This window comes from Mycobacterium sp. Aquia_213, from assembly GCF_026625985.1.
Classification (GTDB): domain Bacteria; phylum Actinomycetota; class Actinomycetes; order Mycobacteriales; family Mycobacteriaceae; genus Mycobacterium.
Window position 1 is genome coordinate 817,576 of sequence record NZ_CP113116.1, and the last position, 21,839, is coordinate 839,414.

A 21,839-nucleotide genomic window follows, 5' to 3' on the forward strand; every position below is an offset into this window, starting at 1 on the left:
TTACTTCAGGTCGACGGACTTCCCGGTGGCGGCGGCGTAGCCCGCGCGGTACCCGAAAACCATTGCCGGACCTATGGTTCCGCCGGCACCACCGTAGGCTCGGCCGGTCGCACCGGCCATCGCGTTGCCCGCGGCGAACAGCCCCGGGATGGGTTCCCCATTGACGTGGAGCACGCGGCCGTCGCGGTCGGTGCGCGGCCCGCCCTTGGTACCCATCGCGCCGATTTGCACCGGGACCGCGTAATACGGCGCGGTGTCGATCGGGCCGAGCGTCTTTCCGGCGGCCGTGGTGGCACTGTCGTCGCCCCAATAACCGTCGTACGCACTGGAACCGCGGCCGAAGTCGGGATCGGAGTCCGCGGCGACGTGGCGGTTCCACTCGTCGATCGTGCGGATCAGACCGTCGGCGTCGATTCCCGTCTTGGTGCCCAGTTCCTTGAGGTCCGCGGACTCGCAGAACCAGTCGGGAACCGGATCGCCGGGTGCGATACCCAGAAATCCGTAGCGCTGCAAGTGAACTGAATCGAATACCATCCAGCCGCGATCGTTGACGTACCCGCCGCGGGGATCCAGGTAGTGGAACGCGCCGGCCATCGAGTTGTAGTCGCAGGCCTCGTTGACGAATCGGTGCCCGGCCTGGTTGACGATGATGCTCCTCGGCCGAGTTCGCTCCAGTCGCACGCTGCGGCTGCGCTGCTTGCCCTCGATCGTGTCGCCGGGGATTTGCACGATCGGGACCCACCAGGCCTCACCCATGTTGGCCAGATCCGCGCCGTGTGCCATCGCCATCCGCAGCCCGTCGCCGGTGTTGCTCGGCGGCGAGACCGCACCGTGCATCGGGCCGCGCAGGAAGGCCTGCACCAAGCCCGGATCCCATTCGAAGCCACCGACGCCCAGGACGACGCCGCGGCGCGCGCGCACGTTGATACGCTTCCCGGCCAAGGCAATTCGAACACCGGTGATTTCCCCGCCCTCGGCGATGAGTTCCTCGGCGCGGGCGCTGGTGTGCGGTGTGATCCCGGCGTCGAGCAATCCCTTGAGCAGCCCCGCAATCAGCGCGGTGCCGGCGACGCACAGATCGCTGCCTTCCTCGATCGTCACGTGCAGGCGCGCCCGGGTTTCGGCATCGATGCCGACGTTGGACCAGTCGGCGGGAAACGACGTGATCCGGCCGCCCCAGTCGCCGAGCTGGTTGAGGTCGAACGGCCCCGCACTCAGCGACCGGCCACCGGTGGGCTGTCCGCCCGGCAGCTCCGGGCGGTAATCCGGGAAACCGGTGGCGACTTCGAAGCGCAGGCCGCTGTGTCCCTCCACGAATTCCAGCATGGTCGGGCCGGTCCGCACGAACGTCTCGACCAAAGCGTCGTCCATCGTGCCGTGCGACTGCGCGCGCAGGTACCGCAGCGCGTCGTCTGCAGTCAATTCCCCGTCGGGAGAACGGTTATGGGCGGGGATCCACACGACGCCACCCGACACCGCGGTGGTCCCGCCGACGGTCGGGGCCTTCTCGAAGATCTCGACGGAGGCGCCGGCGGCTGCCGCCGACAGTGCGGCGGTAAGCCCGGCCCCGCCCGTGCCGAGCACGACGACATCGACTTCGGAATCCCAAGACATCAACTGCAATCCCTTCAGCTCAGCAGCTCGGACAACTGCTTCGCGGCTTTGACGACCGCCTCCCTGCCGCGCAGCACCACGTCTTCCCGATGGGAGATCAGGTTGATGCAAGTCGGTGGGGATGGTGCCGGGCGGTGGACCGCCACGGCCAGGCCGTAGGTGTTCGGTTCGATCTCTCCGTAGGTGCTCACCCAGCCACGCTCGCGTGCCCGCGACACCAGGTCCCGTTCACCCGGGCGCGGCGGCAGGCTTGCGAGCAAAGCGATTCCGGCGGCGCCGCGGTCCAGCGGATACCGGCTGCCCTCGTGGAAGGACAGCTGGTAGGCGACGTGGCTCGGCACAATCACCGCGACCGCCACCTGTTGATCGCCCTCGGCGACGAGCAACGACACCGTGGTCCCCAGCTCGTCGGCCAGGGCTCGTAGCGTCGGCAGACTCAGCTGACGCACATTGCGGTCGAACGAGGCGCCAAGCACCGCGAGGCCGGCGGCCGGTCGGTACCGCCCGTCTTCGCCCTTGGCCACCAAGCGGAATTGGGCCAGTGTCGACAGCAGGCGATAGGCGATGGTGCGGTGCACCCCGACCTGGTCGGCGAGTTGCTGGACGGTCAGTCCGGTCGGAGAATCCGCCACCATTTGCAGCGCAGTGATTCCCCTGGCCAGCGTCTGCGAGCCGGTACCCGAACCCGTCACAGCCTTGACATACCTCCACGCGAGAGCGAAGCTCTAATATATAACGCACACATACGTGCGATATTCGCACACTAGATAAGTCTAAAACGAGAACCAGATTTCCACCAGTAGTAGTAGGCAGAGAGGCATCGTGGCCGAGTTCGAGAGCATCTGGAGCGATCTGCAGGGTGTCGCGTTTGAGCAGGGCTATCTCGACGCCGGGGGAGTCCGGACCCGCTACCTGCGCGCCGGTGATCCCGGCAAGCCGGTACTGATGCTGCTGCACGGGTCCGGCGGCCACGCCGAGGCTTACGTGCGCAATCTCGGCGCCCACGCCGAGCATTTCTGGACCTGGTCGATCGACATGCTGGGTCACGGGTACACCGACAAGCCGGGGCATCCGCTGGAAGTCAGCCACTACGTCGAGCATCTTTTGGCGGTGCTGCGCACCATCGGGGTGGACCGCGCCTACATCAGCGGCGAGTCGCTCGGCGGCTGGGTCGCCGCGCGCACCGCGGCCGATCATCCGGATGTGGTTGAGCGACTGGTGCTTAACACCGCCGGCGGCTCCCAGGCCGATCCCGTGGTGATGCAACGGATCATCACGCTGTCCATGGCGGCCGCCGAGAACCCGACCTGGGAAACCGTGCAAGCGCGCATCAAATGGCTGATGGCCGACAAGTCCAAGGACTACGACGACCTGGTGGCCAGCCGCCAAAGGGTGTATCGCCAGTCGGGATTCGTTTCCGCGATGAGTGACATCATGGCGTTGCAGGACACCGAGATTCGCGCTCGAAATATTCTCGGCCCGGCCGAATACGGCTCGATCGTCGCGCCGACGCTGGTGTTGTGGACCAGCGACGACCCCACCGCCGACGTGACCGAAGGACGCCGGATGGCATCGATGATCCCGGGCGCGCGCTTCGAGGTGATGCCCGGTTGTGGTCACTGGCCACAGTACGAGGACGCCAAGACGTTCAACCAGTTGCATCTCGACTTCCTGCTGGGACGCTGATGGCAACCGACGGGCGCCAGAAGGCAGGGGTTGATGTCGACGTCGTGATCGTCGGCGCGGGCCCGGTCGGTTTGACCCTGGCCAATATCCTTGGCCTGCAAGATGTCCGAACGCTGTTGGTCGACGAGCGTGACTCGCTCATCGACTACCCGCGCGGGGTCGGCCTGGACGACGAGTCGTTGCGCACCTTCCAATCGATTGGTCTGGTCGATCGGGTCCTGCCGCATACGGTGCCGAACCAGATCTTGCGATTCTTCGACGCCAAGCGCCGGGTGCTTGCCGAAATGGCCCCGCCCGACGCGCGCTTCGGCTGGCCGAAGCGCAACGGGTTCGTGCAGCCACTCGTCGACGCCGAATTGCTAACTGGTCTGGACAGATTCGACTGCGTCGAGGTCCGCTGGAGCCGGCCGATGACGGCGTGCGAGGAAACCGCCGACGGGGTCACCGTCGAGCTCGGCGGCGAGGGCGACAGCTCCACGGTGCGGGCCCACTACGTCGTGGGCTGCGACGGCGGCCGCAGCATGACCCGCCGGGTGATGGGCGTGTCCTTCGACGGAACGACGTCGTCAACGCGTTGGCTGGTGGTCGACATCGCCAACGATCCGCTGGGCCACCCGAACAGTGAGGTGGGTGCGGACCCCGAACGTCCGTATGCCTCGATTTCCATCGCACACGGAATTCGCCGCTTCGAGTTCATGATTCACGCCGACGAGACCGACGAGCAGGCCGAGGATCCGGCGTTCCTGCAGCGGATGCTGGCCCGCATGGTGCCGCAACCCGACCGGGTCGACGTGATCCGGCGCCGCGTGTACACCCACCACTCGCGAATCGCCGGCGCGTTCCGCAGCGGCCGGATGCTGCTGGCCGGCGACGCCGCACACCTGATGCCGGTGTGGCAGGGGCAGGGCTACAACAGCGGCATCCGGGACGCGGCGAACCTGGGCTGGAAACTGGCCGCGGTGGTCAACGGCCGGGCCGCCGACAAGTTGCTGGACAGCTACGACATGGAGCGCCGCAAGCACGCGCGGGCCATGATCGACCTTTCGACGATGGTCGGCCGGGTCATCTCGCCGACCAATCGCCGAGTCGCCACGGCGCGCGATCTGTTGGTGCGCTCGGCGTCAATTGTGCCCACGCTCAAGCGATATGTGCTCGAGATGCGCTTCAAGCCGATGCCGCGCTACGAGCACGGAGCCGTCGTGCACTCGGCGAATCCCAGCGCCGAATCGCCGGTCGGCACGCTGTTCATTCAGCCCCGCGTCGATACTCGGAGCCAGCAAGACGTCCTGCTGGACGACGTGCTGGGGCCGTGGTTCGCCGTGCTGTGCTGGAACAACAACCCGCGCAAGATTCTCGGCGCTGAGGCCTTCGCGAAGTGGAAAGCGTTGGGCGCTCGCTTTGTTGCGCTGCGGCCGTTGACGCAGCTGCACTGGCCGGGGCACGACGATCCGGATGTCGTCGTCGTGGGCGACCGCACCGGTGGCCTCAAGTCCTGGTTCGATGTGCACTCCGAATCGGTGGTGTTCCTGCGTCCCGATCGGTGCATCGCGGGCGCCTGCATCGCCCAGCTCTCTCCCGATCTCAGCGCGTCGCTGCTCGATGCCCTCTCACTGATCCCGGGAGGGGGTGATGTCGACAGTGGCAATGGCTCTGTGCTGTATGTCCCACAGCCCGCTCCTGAATCTTCCGGGGCCGTCGCGGGACCTGCTTGACGACATCGAAGGCGCCATCGCGCAGGCTTCCGAATTCGTTCGCGATTACGATCCGGAGCTCGTCGTCATCTTTTCTCCGGACCACTACAACGGATTCTTCTACAGAGCGATGCCACCGTTCTGTATCGGCTTGAACGCCAATGGAGTTGGCGATTACGGCACGCATGCCGGCCCGCTCGACGTCCCGACCGACCTGGCCTCGCAGTGCGCGGAGGCCGTGCTGGAAGCGGACATCGATGTGGCGGTATCGGCCAGCATGGACGTCGATCACGGGACCGTCCAGCCGCTGGAGAAGCTCTTCGGGGACGCGCTGGCGCGTCCGGTGATTCCGGTCTTCATCAACGCGGTCGCGGTGCCGCTGGGACCGCTGCATCGATGCCGCGCGCTGGGCGCGGCGGTGGGCGCTTTTCTGGCCACCTTGGACAAGCGGGTCCTGCTGATTGGGTCCGGTGGACTCTCGCACAGTCCGCCGGTGCCGACACTGGCGACCGCGCCGGAAGCGGTGCTGGAGCGGATTGTGCAGGGCCGGCCGATGACGCCCGAGCAACGGCAAGCCAGGCAGGCCGCCGTCATCGAGGCGGCCAGGGCCTTCGCCGGTGGCGAGAGTGATCTGCAGCCGCTGAATCCGGCCTGGGACCACCGCTTCCTGGAACTCATCGACGCCGGGCGGCTTGATGAGTTCGACCTCTGGTCGAACGCGTTCGTACTTTACGAGGGCGGTAGCTCCGCGCATGAAGTCCGCACCTGGATAGCGGCTTTCGCCGCACTGGAAACCGCGGGCACGTACCAGACGGCCTTGCGCTACTACAAGCCGGCCGAAGAACTCATCGCGGGGTTCGCGATCAGGACGGCGACGCCGGCATGACGGGCGCGGAGATGAACGGCTTCGATCACGTCGTCGACGTGCTGATCGTCGGGTCCGGCGGTGGCGGGATGGCCGCCGCCCTGACCGCGCACGCGTCCGGCCTCGACGCGTTGGTGGTCGAAAAGGCCTCCTATTTCGGCGGTTCCACCGCGTTGTCCGGCGGCGGCATCTGGGTTCCCGGGGCACCTTCACAGCGCCGGGCGGGCTACTCCCCGGACCCCGAAGCCGTGGTCGAATACCTGCTCAGGATCACCGAGGGCCTGGTCAGCGAGGCACGTATCCGGCAGTACGTCGAGTCGGCGCCGAAAATGCTGGAGTTCCTCGAAGGTCTGTCCGGCTGGTTCGAATTCGTCTGGAAGCCCGGCTATGCCGACTACTACCCGGAATTGCCCGGCGGATCCGAACTCGGCAGCACCATCAACGTGCCGGCCATCGACCTGCGCAAGCTGGGCGCCGACGAGCAGCTGATGCTCAAGCCACTGGCACTTGCTCCGCGGGGAATCTGGCTGGGCCCCAAAGATCTTCGGACCTTTTTCCGAATCAGGCAGTCGTGGGCCGGCAAGGGGATCCTGCTGAAGCTGATCTGGCGGATGTTCAAGGCGAGAGCCTTCAACGAGCGGATGGCCGCGATCGGACAGTCGCTGGTCGCCCGGTTGCGTCTGGCGATGCGGGAGAGCGGTATTCCACTGTGGCTGGACTCGCCGATGACCGAGTTGCTCACCGACGTCGACGGCTCGGTGACCGGAGCGGTGATCGAGCGTGATGGCGCCAAGCGGCGGATCGGGGCGCGCCACGGGGTCATCTTGGCTTCCGGGGGATTCGACCACGACCTGGCCTGGCGCAAGGAGCACCTGCCCGTGGTGGACCAGGACTGGAGCTTCGGCAATCCCGTCGCGATGGGCGACGGCATCCGGGCAGGCGAAAAGTTGGGCGCGGCGACCGACCTGCTCGACGAGGCATGGTGGTTCCCGGCCATCCAATGGCCGGATGGCCGAATGCAATTCATGCTCAACGAGCGCATGATGCCCTCGCAGTTCATTGTCAATGGCGACGGGAAACGCTTCATCAACGAGGCGGCGCCCTACATGGATTTCGGGCACGCCATGATCGACGGCCAGAAGTCCGGGGTCACGCACATCCCGTGCTGGCTGATCACCGACCACCGGTCGTGGAAACGTTATGTCGTCGGCGGTCACCTGCCGATACCGAAGATTCCCTTCGCACCGGTGCCCACCGGCGGGAAAATTCCGTCGGCGTGGCTGGAATCGGGCGTGGTCAAAGCGGCGACGAGCTGGGACGACATGGCGGCCAAAATCGGCGTGCCGGCGGGTCAGCTGCACCAAACGGCAAGCCGTTTCAACGAACTCGCGCGCAAGGGACATGACGACGATTTCAACCGGGGCGACAGCGTCTACGACAACTACTACGGCGACCCGACCCTGCCCAACCCGAACCTGTATCCGCTGGGGGATCCGCCGTATTACGCGTTCCGGATCGTGCTCGGCGATCTGGGGACCTCGGGCGGTCTGCTGACCGACGAGCACGCGCGAGTGCTGCGGCCGGACGCCACGGTGGTGCCCGGACTGTACGCGGTGGGCAACACCTCCGCGGCGGTGATGGGCCGCAGTTATGCGGGGGCCGGGGCAACCATCGGCCCGGCAATGACCTTCGGCTTTGTCGCCGCCAAACACCTAGCCGCCCAAGCCGTTAATTCTCCTAGGAGGTAGCAATGAAAATTTCACTGTTCTACGAATTCGCCCTGCCGCGTCCCTGGGCGCCCGACGACGAGCGGGAAGTGCTGCAGGACGCCCTGGACGAGGTCGAGGTCGCGGATAAGGCCGGGTTCTCCACGGTGTGGCTGACCGAGCACCATTTCCTTGAGGAGTACTGCCACTCCACCGCGCCGGAGATCTTTCTGGCCGCGGCCAGCCAGCGCACCAAGAACATTCGGCTGGGCTTCGGCATCATGCATCTGTTGCCCGCTGTCAACCACCCAGCCCGGGTGGCCGAGCGGGTCGCCACCATCGACCTGCTCTCCAACGGGCGTGTCGAATTCGGTACCGGGGAAGGGTCCTCGGTCGGTGAACTCGGCGGCTTTGATGTCGATCCGGCCGACAAGCGCGCTCAGTGGGAGGAGTCTCTCGAGGTCGCGATCCGGTGCATGATCGAGGAGCCGTTTACGGGTTTCAAAGGCGAACAGATCCAGATGCCGCCTCGCAACGTCATCCCCAAGCCTTTGCAGAAGCCGCATCCCCCGGTCTGGGTTGCCTGCACCCGGCCGGCCAGCGTGCAGATGGCCGCTCAAAAAGCCATCGGTGCATTGAGTTTCGCTTACACCGGACCCGGGCCGCTGAAAGAGCGGGTTGCGGGCTACTACAAGGAGTTCGAGGAGAAGGGCGTGCCCATCACTCCGCAGATCAACCCGAACATCCTGGCCATCGGTGGCGACCTGTCGATGATGGTTGCCAAAACCGAAGAGCAGGCGCTGCAACGTCTTGGGCAGGGCGGCGGATTCTTCTCGTTCGGCATCATGCACTACTACCTGACCGGGATGCACACCCCGGGCCGCACCGGGGTGTGGCAGCGGTACCTCGAAGAGGTCGAGAAGGATCCGACGCTGGCCTATGGCCCCGGCCGCGGTGCCATCGGCACGCCGGACACCGTGCGCGAGTTCCTGCGCGGCTACGAGGAGAGCGGTGTCGACGAGATCATCCTGCTGCTCAACCCGCGCAGCCACGAGGGCACCATGGAATCCATCGAGCTGATGGGCAAAGAGGTGCTACCGGAGTTCATCGAGCGCGACCAGAAAGCGGTGGCCGCCAAGGCCAAGCGGCTCGCGCCGGTCATCGAGAAGGTCGAGGCCCGACGCCAGAAGTCGAGCGCGCCGCTGTTCGACGAGACCTACTCGTTCGGCGGCCTGCCCACCGGGCGCGATAAGTTCACCGCCAGCGAGATCCCCGAAGCTATGGCGGAGATCAACGAGGGTCGTGTCCAGGCGGCGCAGCGGGCCAGGGAAGAACAGAACAAGAAGTGACTCCGAAAGGCTCTGGGACTTAGGAAGAGCGTGGGCGCAATCGACGGGTTGTGGCGATACGACGGCCGCCGTGCGGTGGTGACCGGATGTGCGTCGGGCATCGGCGAACATGTGGTGCGCCAACTCACCGAGCTAGGGGCCGAGGTCGTCGGGCTCGACAAGCGCCGACCGTCGTTCGAGGTCAACGAGTTTCATGAGGTCGACCTCGCCGACCCGGATTCCATCGATGGCGCCGTAGCGTCCATCGGCGCGCGGGTCGACGCGCTGTTCAACGTCGCCGGCGTCTCTTCCGGGATCGGTGACCCGTCGCTGGTTGCCACGATCAACTTCCTGGGGCTGCGGCAGGTCACCGAGGCGCTGGTCCCCAAGATGGCCGCGGGTTCCTCGATCGTGAGCGTGTCCTCGCTCGCGGCGGCCGCCTATCGGGAACATGCGGCGGCGGTGGCACCACTGCTGAACACCGCGACGATGCAAGACGGCATCGACTGGTGCCGCGCGAATCCCGATGTGCTGGGCAACGGCTACCAGCTGTCCAAAGAAGCGATCATCTTCTACACCATGCGCAGCGCCACGCCCTTGGGCGCCAACGGTATTCGCATCAACTGCTCCGGGCCCGGGGTCACCGAGACGCCGATCCTCGATCAGCTGCGGACGGCGTACGGACAGGGCTTCCTCGACGACATCCCCAAGCCGCTGGGTCGGGTTTCCGACCCCGCCGAGCAGGCCGCGGTGCTGCTCTTCTTGAATAGTGGTGCAGCCAGCTACATCACGGGTCAGATCATCTGGGTCGACGGTGGAAACGTCGGCGCCGCGATCGCTCGCGAACTCGAGGAAGGACGGGCCCCATGGCCAGCATGACGGACTTTCGGCGGGTCGCAAGCGACGTCTCCAATTGGGGACGGTGGGGGGACGACGACGAGCTCGGCACCCTGAACTTCATCACCGCGGACAAGGTCGCGCAGGCAGCGAGCCTGGTCAAGCATGGCAAGGTGTTTGCGCTCGGCGTCGACTTCGGCGCCTCCGGTCCGCAGGGCGCCTTCGAGTTCCGGCACAACCCGGTCCACATCATGACCGTCGATGGCGGCGATGTGAACACGCTCGCCAAGTACGGGCCGAGCTGGCCGCGTAACCCGGTGGCCAAGCAGCTGAGTAGTTACATGACGGCCGACAACCCGTTTCGCTTCAACGACGACATCATCATCATGCCGTTGCAGGCGGCAAGCCAGTGGGATGCGCTGTCCCACGTCTACTACGACGATCACCTGTACAACGGTTTCCCGGCGGATTCGGTGACCAGTATGGGCGCCTACCACTGCGGCATCGACAAGGTTGACGTCAAGGGCATCACGTCCCGCGGTGTGCTGCTGGACTTGGTTCGCCATCGGGGCGCGGAGGTGTTTCTCGAAGCCGGAAACCCGATCTCGCCGGAAGAGCTAGACGACGTGGTGCGCGCTCAGGGCGTGACGATCGGGCGAGGCGACATTGTGCTGATCCGGACCGGCTGGTGGACAAGGTTTCTGATGACCGGGAACAAGACCGAAGGCTATTCGGGGCTGGACTGGCGATGTGCCCAGTGGCTGCATGATCACGAACTCGCCGCCGTGGCCGCGGACAACCTCCAGGTCGAAGACCTGGAATCCGGGGTCGACGGGATCACCTTCCCCCTGCATCTGCTCTGCCTGCGCGACATGGGGATGATCTTCGGTGAATACTGGGATCTCACCGCGCTGGCGCAGGACTGCGCCGCCGACGGCGTCTACGAGTTCCAGCTGGTCGCACCGCCGCTGCGGGTGGTCGGCGCCGTCGGCTCCCCGGTCAACCCGATCGCGATCAAGTGATGGACTTTGCCCGCAAGACCATGTCGGTGGACGGCCTGACCACCGGCTACCTGGAGGCCGGCGAAGGCGATCCGGTGGTGCTGCTGCACGGCGGTGAGTTCGGCGCCAGCGCCGAACTCGGTTGGGAACGCAACATTTCCGCGCTGGCCGCGCACTACCGGGTGCTGGCCCCGGACATGCTGGGGTATGGAAATTCGGCGAAGGTGCTCGACTTCGTCGACGGCCGTGGGATGCGGATACGGCATGTGGCCCGCTTCTGCGAGGTCCTCGGCATCGGCTCGGCGCACTTCGCCGGGAACTCCATGGGTGCGATCAACCTGCTCAACGACACCACGTCCGAGGCGCCGCGGTTGCCGGTACGTAGCTTGACGATCATCTGCGGGGGCGGAGAGATCCAGCAGAACAAGCACTTTGAGGCACTGCAGGAGTACGACGCGAGCCTGCCGGCCATGCGCCGTATCGTCGAAGCCCTGTTCCACGACCCGGGCTATCCGGCCGACGAGGAATACGTGGGCCGCCGCTACGAGTCGAGTACCGCGCCGGGGGCGTGGGAGGCGGTGGCCGCGGCCCGTTTCCGCCGGCCCGGTTCGTCGCGGCCCCCGACTCCGTCGAGCACCCGAGCCTACGAACGCATCGACGTACCGACGCTGGTCGTCGAAGGGGGACAGGACAAGTTACTGCCGCCGGGCTGGGCCGCCGAGATCGCCAAGCAGATCGACGGTGCCCGCTCGGCGGTGGTCGCGGATGCCGGACACTGCCCGCAGATCGAGCAGTCGGCAACGGTCAACGACTTGCTGCTGGAATTCCTGGCTTCTTAAAAGACGTATTCCAGCCGGGTCATCATCCCGGCGACCTGGTGATAGGTGTTGTGGCAATGCATCTGCCACACGCCCGGGTTGTCGGCCACCAGGACCGCCAGGATCTTCTGTTTGGGCAGCACCATCACGGTGTCCTTGCGGGCGCCGAGCGATCCGTCTGGATTGATCAGCTGGAATGTGTGCCCGTGCAGGTGGATTGGGTGATACATCATGGTGGTGTTGTCGAACGTGATGGTGGGCCGCTGCCCTTGCTGAACGTGTAGCGGATTGGTCTTGCTGTAGGGTTCGCCGTTGATCGTCCAGTCGTACTGGACCATGTTGCCGCCCAGGACGACCGGAAGGTTGAGTCCCGGTTCGGGCCGACTCAACATGACCGACGTTGCGGCGGTGAACATCTCGATGGTGCCCACGCGTCTGTTCAGTTCGGCCGGTTGGAATTGCGGATCGGGCGGGCTGCCCTTTCCGGTGGAAAGCAGCGCGCGCGCCAGCGCCCCTTTGCCCTCGGCCATTGCGACCAGTGGGAAGACTCCGTCGGCGGCGGTCACGATGACGTCATACCGTTCGGCCATCCCGATCAACAGGGCGTCGACCTGCCTGGGCACGACGGCGTAACCGTCGGTATGGGTGACCGTCATGGGATGGCCGGCCAGCGCGACGCGGAAGGTGGTGTCGGAGCCGGTATTGATGAAACGGATCCGGATTCGCTGGCCCGGCTTCGCATTGAAGGTGGTGGGAGCGGCCGGAATTCGGCCGTTGATCAGATAGTACGGATAGGCGATGTCTCCGGCGTCGCCGCCGAGCAGGTCGCTGTTTCCGACACGTCCTGTCGGCGCTGCGGTCGGAGAGGTGGTCGGGCTCGTCGGGCTGGTTGACGTTGTCGGGCTTGTCGAAGTGGTCTCGCTGGTCGAGGTGGTAGGGGTCGTCGAGGTGGTAGGGGTCGTCGAAGTGGTCGAGGTTGTGCCGGGCATGTTGGGCACGTTGGACATGCTGGGCTTGTTCGGGTTCGTCAGTTCCTCGTAGAGCTGTTGCGGGCTCTTTCCCACACCATCGGTCCAGTCATCAAGGACCACAACCCATTCGACGTCGTAGTTGCTCTCGGTGGGGTCGTCGATGATGACCGGCAGGTACAGTCCGGTGTCCTCGTCGAGGCCGGTGTGCGGATGGGCCCAGTAGGTGCCCGAATTCGGCGCCGAGAACTGGTAGGTGAATTCCTGGCCCGCTTCGATGTTCGGGGTGGCCGGCTCCGCACCATCCATGTTGTTGCGCAACGCGATACCGTGCCAATGCACCGACGTCGGATGGTCGAGCTTGTTCGTGACCTTGACCACGAGCTCGTCGCCGATCCTGGCCCGGATCAGCGGTCCCGGAATCGTGTCGCCGAAGGCCAGCGTCCGGACGACCGGTCCGCCCAAATCGATCTGCGTCAGCTGCGGCGTCAAACTGACGTTCACCGTGCGTCCGCTGTGGGGTCGCGCGGCTTCCGCGGCAGCGATCGCGGCGGCCATCTTGTCGGCACTGCTCAGTTCCTGCGGCTTGGAGCCGCACCCCGCCAGCGTCAATCCGCCGGCGACGCCGGCGGCCATGAAGCCGCGCCGGGTAAGCCGCGCCCCGTCAAAGGGAATCCCACTGGTGGGTAGCAGCGGCATTAATCGCTCCTTGTGGTCGGTCGATATGGGGCCCGGCGAGTTATACCGTGCTAGGGAGTTAGCCAGAACGCAACTGTTTACTGGGATTGTCAGCCGGTTTGCGGCCGGGAAGCCGTCCAGTCGCCGAAGCTGGTGGGGTAGACGTCGACTTGTTCGCCGTCGATCGGAACGATGCTGCGCTCGTCGAGCAGCGCACCGTAGTAGCGGGCCTGCGGGTCGGTCACCACCTCGCGCGCATCGCCCGTTGCGGCAAACCAGGTCCGGATGAAGTCATCCATGCCTTGCTTGTCGGGGCCGGCGATGTTGATCAGCCCGACCGGATCTCCGACCGCGGCGCGAGTGACGGCCGCGGCGACGTCGGCGGAAGCAATGGGCTGGAACGCTCCGTGCGGCGCGCGAACGGTGTCGCCGTCGACCAGCGAATCGGCAATGCCGCCAACGAATTCGAAGAACTGCGTCGCCCGCACGATCGAGTGCGGGAATCCCGATTCCACGATCACCTTCTCCTGGGCGACCTTGGCCCGCATGTAGCCGCTGTCGGGTAACCGGTCGGCTCCGACGATCGAGAGCGCGACGTGGTGCGCCACGCCGGCGGCCCGCTCGGCCTCGAGGAGGTTGCGGGTGGAGGTGGTGAAGAACGCCAGCACGTCGTCGTCGGCCCAGGACGGCGAGTTGGACACGTCGACCACCGTGTGGACACCCGCGACCGCTTCGGCGACACCTTCGCCGGTGATGGCGTTGACACCCGAGCGCGGCGACGCCGGGACGGCCTCATGGCCCTGTTCGGTCAGCATGGCGACGACCTGCGATCCGATCAGCCCGCTGCCACCGACGACCAAAACCCTCATGATCACGCCTTTCCAAGTTATCCCGATGAACTTGCCCACTCAGCATGGCGGGTGCGCCCGTTGGTCGGAACCCCAGTTCACGACAAGTTCCGACGGAGACCGTCGTTGGTGCTGGCCACCGAGTAGCAAATCGCGGTCGAGATCACCGTCGGGACCAGCAGCGAGATCACCAATACGAACCCGACGAACGCACGGTTCGGGGTGGTCAGCCAGCCAGTCGGAAGACGCGCCAGGCTGACGGCGAGCCAGGATGCGGCGACCGCGAGGAACAGGGTTCCGATCGTGGCAATCTTGATCGACCGCAACGCCAATTGCGTTGTCTCGGTGGTTTTGACCAGTGAGCGATTGAGATTTCTGGTGCGGATGTAGACCACCACGAGGTCAAGCAGGATGGCCAGCGCGCAGAACGTCACGATCGATCCCGTCATCCACAGCGCGGGCGGATGGCCGAGCACGAAATGCAGGTAGTCGATGCTCGTCTCGCTCATGATCAGGGTCGTCGCCATCGCGGCGCCGAAGGTCAGCCACCCGCCGAGGTCCGCGACGAAACAGTAGGCTCGGACGTCCGCGGGGTCCTCCCTGGGCGCCTTGTTCACCGCGTGGCTGGCCAGCATCCAGCCCAGCCCGCCGAATAGTGCGGTGGTGCCCGCCGCGAGCATGCCGGTCGCGAGATTGCCCTGGGTCCAGGCAATTGCGCAGATGGCCTGGCGGTCGCCGTTGTCGGGCGGATGAATTCCGCTGATGAGGCTGAACAGAAAACTGTCGAGCATCAGGATCAGCACCGCCGACGAGAACAGCGCCAGAGTGTGCACGCCTTCGCGGCTGTTGCGGTCGAACAGCAAAGCGATTGCGGTGATCAGGAACCCGCCGAGCACACCGGCGAGCTGTGACGTCGACGCCGCCGACGCGATCATGCTCCATTGGTCGGAGGTGCAGAAGGTATCGGGATTCATCGCCGCCGCAATCCGGTAGCCGGGCTCATGCGCCAAACCTTAGCCAGCGCGGGCGCCGGCTAAGTCAAAAGTTTGCTGTTTGCCTCCAAGGACCGCTGCCTTAAATCAAGTGCTTGACTTAAAGTGGCGCGCGCCGATTAACTCTCCGTGTGGTCAACGAATTGGATGGCAAGGTCGCCATCGTCACCGGCGGGGCGTCGGGCATCGGTCGCGGCATCGTGGAGCGTTTCGTGGCCGAGGGCGCGCGGGTCGTTATCGCGGATGTCGAGGCCGATCGGGGTGCGGCCGTGGCCGCGGATCTGGGTTCCAGCGCTTCGTTCGAGCGGACCGACGTCTCCGATCCCGAACAGGTGGGGGCGCTGGTCGCGAGCGCCGTCGAGAAGTTCGGTGGGCTGCATGTGATGGTGAACAACGCCGCAGTCTCCAGCCAACTGCGCCGACTGCTAGACGACGACCTGGCGGACTTCCACCGGATCATGGGCGTCAACGTCCTGGGCGTGATGGCCGGTACCCGAGATGCCGCACGGCACATGGCCGAAAGCGGCGGCGGATCGATCATCAACCTCACCTCGATCGGCGGGATCCAGGCCGGTGGTGGCGTGATGATCTATCGCGCGTCCAAAGCGGCGGTCATCCAGTTCACCAAGTCCGCGGCAATTGAGCTGGCGCGCTATGAGATTCGGGTCAACGCCATCGCGCCAGGGAGCATACCCACGCCGATCTTGGGGAAGTCGGCCGCCGGGATGGACCCGGAGGAGCTGGCGCAGTTCGAGGCGCGGATTCGTCAGGGGATGCGCGATGACCGCCCGCTCAAGCGCGAGGGCACGACCGACGACGTCGCCCAGGCCGCGCTGTACTTCGCGGGCGACCGCTCGCTCTATGTCACCGGAACCGTGCTGCCGGTGGACGGCGGGACCTCGGCCGGCAAGGTCATCCCGTCCAGGAAGCGCGAGGGATGACGACCCGGCTCGAGCGTGACACTGCGGTCACGTTCGGGGCCCAGCGTGACCCCACAGTCACGCTGGAGGCCGCCGGGCGCAGGAGTCCGCGCATTTAAATCAAGCGCTTGACTTAAACGGGTCCACGAGGTTGACTAAGCCAATGACCGCGGCAGGCAGGGCCGTTCGCACCGAACGAGCCAGCTCCACCCAGGAGGCGATCCTGGTGGCTGCCGAGCGGCTGTATGCCGAGCACGGCATGTTCGCGGTGTCCAACAGGCAGGTCAGCGAGGCCGCGGGGCAGGGCAACAACGCCGCCGTGGGCTACCACTTCGGCACCAAGGCCGACCTGGTGCGGGCCATCGAGGAGAAGCATCGCGGACCCGTCGAGGAATTGCGTGAGCAGATGGTTGCCGACCTGCTGGCGTCCGGTGGCTCGGACGAACTGCGTGCCTGGGTGGCCTGCCTGGTGCGCCCACTCACCGACCACCTCGAGGACCTCGGGAACCCGACCTGGTACGCGCGGTTCGCGGCGCAAGCCATGACCGATCCGGCCTACTACAACATCGTCGTCAAGGGTGCGCTCAGCTCAGCGTCGCTCGTCGAGGTGGTCGACGGCTTCAACCGCTGCCTGCCCAACCTGCCGGCCGATGTGCACTTCGAACGCAACATCATGGCCCGAAACCTCTTGATGCACACCTGCGCGGATCGCGAACGTGCCCTCGCCGCAGGTGCTGCGATGGCCCAGCCCTCTTGGCGCGCAGCCGCATTCGGCCTCATCGACGCGATCGTGGGGCTGTGGCTGGCGCCGGTCACTCCGTACGAATGAAGAGCACACTGATGAAAGTGACTGTAGACCAGAACATTTGCGCATCCTCGGGCAACTGCGTGATGAATGCACCCGAGGTGTTCGACCAGCGCGACGAAGATGGTGTGGTCGTGCTGCTCAACGAGCATCCTTCCGCCGAGCAGACCGAAGGTGCCCGCCAGGCAGCCGCGGCGTGCCCAGCCCAGGCAATCTACCTCGAGGAATGAAATGTCAGACGCACTGACGACTGCTGGGATTTCTGGGGCGGAGCCGCCCCACGAGATTCCCGACTACCCGATGGCCCGCAACGCGGGGTGCCCGTTCGCCCCACCCCCGGATGTCATGGCCCTGGCCGAAGAGCGACCGTTGTCGCGGGTCCGGATCTGGGATGGCAGCACCCCGTGGCTCATCACGGGTTATGAGCAGGTGCGCGAACTGTTCTCCGATTCCCGCGTCAGTGTCGACGACCGGGTGCCCGGTTTCCCGCACTGGAACGAAGGCATGTTGTCGACCGTGCACAAGCGGCCCCGGTCGGTGTTCACCGCCGATGGCGACGAGCACACCCGCTATCGCCGGATGCTGTCGAAACCGTTCACCTTCCGGCGCGTGGAAGGCCTGCGGCCGACGATCCAGCAGATCACCGACGAACACATCGACACGATGCTGGCCGGTCCGCAGCCTGCGGATATCGTTGCCGCCATTGCGCTTCCGGTCCCATCCCTGGTGATCAGCCAGATGCTCGGGGTGCCCTACGAGGACGCCGAGATGTTCCAGGAGCACGCCTCGATGGGGCTGGCGCGCTATGCCACCGGCGCGGACACCGCCAAGGGCGCGATGAGCCTGCACAAGTATCTGGCTCAGCTGGTCGAAACCAAGATGGAGAACCCCGCCGAGGACGCGATCTCCGATCTGGCCGAACGCGTCAAGGCCGGTGAACTCAGCGTCAAAGAAGCCGCGCAGCTGGGCACCGGATTGCTGATCGCCGGGCACGAGACGACCGCGAACATGATCGGGCTCGGAGTGCTTGCCCTGCTTGTGAATCCCGATCAGCTTGCCGTGATCCGCGATGCCGAGGACCCGAAGGTTCTGGCCAGCGCGGTGGAGGAGCTGCTGCGCTACCTGAGCATCATCCAGAACGGTCAGCGTCGCGTCGCCGTCGAAGACATCCACATCGCGGGCGAGACCATCCGCGCCGGCGAAGGCATCATCATCGACCTGGCCCCAGCGAACTGGGATCCCGACGCCTTCGCCGAACCCGACCGGCTGTACGTGCACCGCGCGGGCGCCGACCGCAACGTCGCGTTCGGTTACGGCCGCCATCAGTGCGTGGGTCAGCAACTCGCGCGGGCGGAACTGCAGATCGTGTTTCAGACGCTGCTTCGCCGCATCCCGACGATGAAACTGGCCGTGCCCTTCGAAGAAGTCCCGTTCAAACACGACCGGCTCGCCTACGGTGTCTACGAGCTCCCGGTTACCTGGTAAACGAAATCCATTGAGCAGCAGCCCGATGATCACTTCTGAAACGCCGATCCAAATGGAGGGTCAATAATGTCAACGCCGACAACCACCTCGCTCTACCCGCCCGGAGGCTACGGCGCTCCCAAGGATCGGCGTGGTCACGCCGTGGGCAGCGATGTGGGCCTGCCCGAGGGAACCGTCGTCTTCTCGGCCGACAACCACATCTCACTGGCCGACGACATCTTCTACGACCGTTTCCCGGACGACCTGAAGGACAAGGCGCCGCGGATCTGGTACGAGGACGGCGCCTACCAAGTCGGGCGCAAGGGACAGTCGTTCCTACCCGGCGATTTCAGCGCCGTGCTGATGCAGTACGACGACCTGCCGGGGGCGGCAAGCACCAATATCGAGGCCCGCATTCAGGAGTTGCACGAAGACGGGGTCGAGAAGGAATTGGCCTTCCCCAACGCGATACTTGCGCTGTTCCATTACCCGGACAAGCAACTTCGTGAACTGGCGTTCCGCATCTACAACGAATACATCGCCGAGCTGCAGGAGCGGTCGAACGGACGCTTCTACGGTGCCGGGCTGATCAACTGGTGGGACCCGCAGGGCGCCAGGAAGACGCTGGAAGAGCTGAAATCGTTGGGGCTCAAGACTTTCCTGCTGCCGCTCAATCCGGGCAAGGACGACGACGGCAACGTGATCGATTACGGCAGCACTTCGATGAAGCCGGTGTGGGACGAGATCGAAGCCGCCGGCCTTCCGATCACCCACCACATCGGTGAGACCCCGCCGAAAACCCCGTGCGAGTTCAACAGCGTGGTGGTCGGCATGATGATCAACATCGACGGCTTCCGTGAGCAGTTCGCCAAGTACCTCTTCACCGGGATTCTCGACGACCACCCCGGGCTGCGGATCGGCTGGTTCGAAGGTGGAATCGCCTGGGTGCCTTGGGCTTTACAAGACGCAGAGCATCTGGTCGGCTCCTACCAGCACATGTTCAACCGGCCGCTGGAACACGACATCCGTTACTACTGGGACACCCACATGAGCGCATCGTTCATGGTCGACCCGCTGGGTCTGCAGCTGATCGACCAGATCGGTGTGGACAAGGTGATGTGGTCCAGCGACTATCCGCACAACGAAAGCACTTACGGCTATTCCGAAAAGTCGCTGAAGTCCGTCGTCGACGCAGTCGGTCCGGCGAACGCGAAGAAAATCGTCAGCGACAACATCACGAAGTTCTTGGGCCTGTAGTGACGACGTTCGCGCAACTGGACACCAGCACCGGTAGCGGACTGGTGATTCCCGAAACACCCGACTTGGGGCGCCTGCGTCGCGAGACCGGGGCCCGGCTGCGCTCGGCCATGGCCGAGCGTGGCGTCGACGCGATGATCCTGCTCGGCAACAACGCCGTGGTCTACGCGACCGGTGCCAGCTGGCCACTCGGCGACGCCGGCCTGTCCTACGTCGAGCGACCGGTGGCCGTAGTCGTCGCCAGCGACGAGTGGCCGCACCTGTTCCTGCCGTTCCGCGAGGGAGCCTCGCAGGAGTCCGACCTGCCTGCCGATCACCTGCATGGCCCGGTCTACCTCGAATTCGAGGAAGGCGTGGCCAATTTCGCGCGCACGATCGCCGGGTTGATTCCGCCGGGAGCGGTGATCGCTGTCGACGAGTGCACGGGCGCAATGTCTCGTGCCGCGAACCTGTTGTTCCGGGGCGGCGCTCCGGTCGACGCGGCGGCGATCGTGAGCGCGGCCAAGTCGGTCAAGACCCCGGACGAATTGTCGTGCATGCGCACCGCGATCCGGATCACCGACGAAGCCATGGTCGAAGTCCAGAAGCGGCTGGCCCCCGGAATCCGTCAGATCGATTTGTCGGCCAGCTTTTTGCGGCGTGCCTTCGAGTTGGGGGCCACGGCCAGCATGCTCGAACCGATCTGGCAGGTGATGCCGCCGAGCAAGGCCGAGGGCGTGTGGACCACGCACGGCGACCTGGCGCTGCCACTGCTGAGCACCGAGCGCGAGCTGGCCGAGGGTGACGTGCTGTGGACCGACGTCAGCATCACCTACCAGGGTTACTGCTCTGACTTCGGACGTACCTGGCTCGTCGGCCGGGACCCGTCGCCGCGCCAGCAGGCGCAGTTCGACAAATGGTTCGAAATCATGAGCGCGGTGCTGGGTGTCGCCAAGGCCGGCGCAACCGCCGCGGATCTGGGGCGGGCCGCGATCAAGGCCAATGGTGGCACCAAGCCGTGGCTGCCGCACTTCTACCTGGGCCATGGCATCGGCGTCAACGCCGCCGAAATGCCAATGATCGGAACGGATCTCGGCCAGGAATTCGACGAGAATTTCGTCCTCAAGTCCGGGATGGTGCTGGTTCTGGAGCCCGTGGTGTGGGAAGACGGCACCGGCGGCTATCGCAGCGAAGAGGTGCTGGTGATTACCGAGGAAGGCTGGATTCGCTTGACCAACTACCCCTATGACCCCTATGGCAACTGAAGTCCTGCCCGACGAGCGCACGCTGCGCTCGGGGCGTCGCCAGCGGGCGCTAGAGCAGATGGCGGCACACGATCTCGATGTGCTGGTCCTCGGGCGCCAAGCCAACGTCCGTTATGTAACCGGGGCGCCGCAACTATGGGTCGCGGGCACCCGGCCGTTCGGCCCCAGCTGCGTGCTCGTTCGTGAGACCGGTGCGGTCCACCTGCTGAGCACATGGGATGAGGGTATCCCCGACGACATCCCGCATGAGAACCTCTACGGCATTTCGTGGAATCCGGTGAACACGATGTCGGCACTGCAGCGCATCCCGGGTGCGGCAACCGCCCGGCGGGTCGGAACCGATGCGCTCTCACCGGTTTTCGCTCAGCTCCTACCGACCGCGTTCCCCAACGCGCAGCTGGTCGATGGAGAGCTGGCGATGCGGGCCGCCCGCCGGATCAAGACCGCTGAGGAGATCGCCGCGTTGCGGGAGTCCGTCGCGGTGGCCGAGTCGGCACTGTCGGCCGCGGTCTCGGAATTGCGGCCCGGGGTAAGCGAACAAGCGCTGGCCGGCGCCCTGTTGGAGGCCGCGGCGGCCGGCGGGGTGAGCACCCCGTCGAATCAAGATGTCGCATGGGTGACTTCGCGCAAGCACCCGTGGCGCCGGGCCGACGGTGCCGGTCGTATCCAGGACGGCGATCTGGTGGCGTTCTCCGCCGGGGTTCTGGCGGGCGGCTATGTCGGCGAGGTCGGACGGACCTGGCCGGCCGACCGGAGGCATGCACCCGACGGCGCCGCGGCTCTGTACGGACGCTGGGAGGGCCTGTGGGGCAGGCTGATTGCGGCCTGCCGGCCCGGCGCTGGAGCGAGCGAACTGCTGGCTGCCTACCAGGCTGCCGGCGAACCCGAGCCGCCGATGCCGGTGGCCCGCGGCCTGGGCATGGGATTCGACCCGCCCGTCGTCTCCAAGTACCTGCCCTCGACCGCGGCGGACGAACGTTTGGAGGCGGGGATGGTGCTCGCCGTGACGGGCTACGTGTGGGAAGAAGGAGTCGGCGCGGTATTCGGGCGGGAAGCGGTCCTGATTACCGCCGACGGGCCCGAAGTGCTTACCGCGAGCCCGTCCTGGCAGCCCTAG

Annotated in this window: 20 protein-coding genes; 15 read left to right on the forward strand and 5 right to left on the reverse strand. The window is 65.6% G+C overall.

What is annotated here, in order from left to right:
• Positions 1-1,614 (reverse strand): FAD-dependent oxidoreductase, encoded by a 1,614-nt coding sequence (locus LMQ14_RS03985; protein ID WP_267733541.1) that lies wholly within the window; start codon positions 1,612-1,614, stop codon positions 1-3.
• A 14-nt stretch (positions 1,615-1,628) separates the two neighbouring features.
• On the reverse strand, positions 1,629-2,306 hold the full coding sequence (locus tag LMQ14_RS03990) for an IclR family transcriptional regulator (RefSeq protein ID WP_267733542.1): 678 nt from the start codon (positions 2,304-2,306) through the stop codon (positions 1,629-1,631).
• Between the two features lie 130 nt (positions 2,307-2,436).
• On the opposite strand from LMQ14_RS03990, the gene LMQ14_RS03995 reads away from it, so the two are divergent.
• The 8 genes from LMQ14_RS03995 to LMQ14_RS04030 are packed head-to-tail and all read left to right on the forward strand — an operon-like array spanning position 2,437 to position 11,567.
• Entirely contained in the window at positions 2,437-3,300 is an 864-nt protein-coding gene (locus tag LMQ14_RS03995; RefSeq protein ID WP_267733543.1) for an alpha/beta fold hydrolase, read from the forward strand.
• On the forward strand, positions 3,300-5,012 hold the full coding sequence (locus tag LMQ14_RS04000; protein ID WP_267733544.1) for a bifunctional 3-(3-hydroxy-phenyl)propionate/3-hydroxycinnamic acid hydroxylase: 1,713 nt from the start codon (positions 3,300-3,302) through the stop codon (positions 5,010-5,012). Before LMQ14_RS03995 ends, LMQ14_RS04000 begins: the two co-directional genes overlap by 1 nt.
• Positions 4,960-5,877, forward strand: a complete 918-nt coding sequence (locus LMQ14_RS04005) for a 3-carboxyethylcatechol 2,3-dioxygenase (protein WP_267733545.1) — start codon at positions 4,960-4,962, stop codon at positions 5,875-5,877. Before LMQ14_RS04000 ends, LMQ14_RS04005 begins: the two co-directional genes overlap by 53 nt.
• An 11-nt stretch (positions 5,878-5,888) precedes the next feature.
• On the forward strand, positions 5,889-7,604 hold the full coding sequence (locus LMQ14_RS04010) for an FAD-binding protein (RefSeq protein ID WP_267735335.1): 1,716 nt from the start codon (positions 5,889-5,891) through the stop codon (positions 7,602-7,604).
• Between the two features lie 2 nt (positions 7,605-7,606).
• On the forward strand, positions 7,607-8,911 hold the full coding sequence (locus LMQ14_RS04015) for an LLM class flavin-dependent oxidoreductase (protein ID WP_267733546.1): 1,305 nt from the start codon (positions 7,607-7,609) through the stop codon (positions 8,909-8,911).
• A gap of 30 nt (positions 8,912-8,941) precedes the next feature.
• The gene (locus tag LMQ14_RS04020; protein ID WP_267733547.1) at positions 8,942-9,769 is read left to right on the forward strand and encodes a coniferyl-alcohol dehydrogenase; all 828 of its coding nucleotides are present in this window, start codon (positions 8,942-8,944) and stop codon (positions 9,767-9,769) included.
• Complete coding sequence (locus tag LMQ14_RS04025) at positions 9,757-10,749, forward strand: cyclase family protein (protein ID WP_267733548.1); 993 nt, start codon at positions 9,757-9,759, stop codon at positions 10,747-10,749. Before LMQ14_RS04020 ends, LMQ14_RS04025 begins: the two co-directional genes overlap by 13 nt.
• The gene (locus tag LMQ14_RS04030) at positions 10,749-11,567 is read left to right on the forward strand and encodes an alpha/beta fold hydrolase (protein ID WP_267733549.1); all 819 of its coding nucleotides are present in this window, start codon (positions 10,749-10,751) and stop codon (positions 11,565-11,567) included. Before LMQ14_RS04025 ends, LMQ14_RS04030 begins: the two co-directional genes overlap by 1 nt.
• On the opposite strand, the gene LMQ14_RS04035 is transcribed toward LMQ14_RS04030, so the two are convergent.
• From LMQ14_RS04035 to LMQ14_RS04045, 3 genes are all read right to left on the reverse strand, one after another.
• Positions 11,564-13,213 carry a multicopper oxidase family protein gene (locus LMQ14_RS04035; RefSeq protein WP_267733550.1) on the reverse strand — a complete coding sequence of 550 codons (1,650 nt, stop codon included), beginning with the start codon at positions 13,211-13,213 and terminating at the stop codon, positions 11,564-11,566. The two genes, LMQ14_RS04030 and LMQ14_RS04035, sit on opposite strands and share 4 nt — an antisense overlap.
• Positions 13,214-13,302: 89 nt before the next feature.
• The gene (locus LMQ14_RS04040) at positions 13,303-14,061 is read right to left on the reverse strand and encodes an SDR family oxidoreductase (protein ID WP_267733551.1); all 759 of its coding nucleotides are present in this window, start codon (positions 14,059-14,061) and stop codon (positions 13,303-13,305) included.
• 77 nt (positions 14,062-14,138) lie between these two features.
• Complete coding sequence (locus LMQ14_RS04045; protein WP_267733552.1) at positions 14,139-15,050, reverse strand: hypothetical protein; 912 nt, start codon at positions 15,048-15,050, stop codon at positions 14,139-14,141.
• A gap of 113 nt (positions 15,051-15,163) precedes the next feature.
• Between LMQ14_RS04045 and LMQ14_RS04050 the strand changes: the two genes are divergently transcribed.
• From LMQ14_RS04050 to LMQ14_RS04080, 7 genes are all read left to right on the forward strand, one after another.
• The gene (locus LMQ14_RS04050; protein ID WP_267733553.1) at positions 15,164-15,973 is read left to right on the forward strand and encodes an SDR family NAD(P)-dependent oxidoreductase; all 810 of its coding nucleotides are present in this window, start codon (positions 15,164-15,166) and stop codon (positions 15,971-15,973) included.
• A 142-nt stretch (positions 15,974-16,115) separates the two neighbouring features.
• Positions 16,116-16,781: a TetR/AcrR family transcriptional regulator gene (locus LMQ14_RS04055; RefSeq protein WP_267733554.1), complete on the forward strand. Its 666-nt coding sequence runs from the start codon at positions 16,116-16,118 to the stop codon at positions 16,779-16,781.
• 11 nt (positions 16,782-16,792) lie between these two features.
• Positions 16,793-16,987: a ferredoxin gene (locus LMQ14_RS04060; protein ID WP_267733555.1), complete on the forward strand. Its 195-nt coding sequence runs from the start codon at positions 16,793-16,795 to the stop codon at positions 16,985-16,987.
• Position 16,988: 1 nt separating this feature from the next.
• The gene (locus LMQ14_RS04065; protein ID WP_267733556.1) at positions 16,989-18,242 is read left to right on the forward strand and encodes a cytochrome P450; all 1,254 of its coding nucleotides are present in this window, start codon (positions 16,989-16,991) and stop codon (positions 18,240-18,242) included.
• Between the two features lie 66 nt (positions 18,243-18,308).
• Entirely contained in the window at positions 18,309-19,478 is a 1,170-nt protein-coding gene (locus LMQ14_RS04070; RefSeq protein ID WP_267733557.1) for an amidohydrolase family protein, read from the forward strand.
• Complete coding sequence (locus LMQ14_RS04075; RefSeq protein WP_267733558.1) at positions 19,478-20,722, forward strand: M24 family metallopeptidase; 1,245 nt, start codon at positions 19,478-19,480, stop codon at positions 20,720-20,722. Before LMQ14_RS04070 ends, LMQ14_RS04075 begins: the two co-directional genes overlap by 1 nt.
• Positions 20,712-21,839 carry a M24 family metallopeptidase gene (locus LMQ14_RS04080; protein ID WP_267733559.1) on the forward strand — a complete coding sequence of 376 codons (1,128 nt, stop codon included), beginning with the start codon at positions 20,712-20,714 and terminating at the stop codon, positions 21,837-21,839. The genes LMQ14_RS04075 and LMQ14_RS04080 overlap by 11 nt, the downstream gene beginning before the upstream one ends.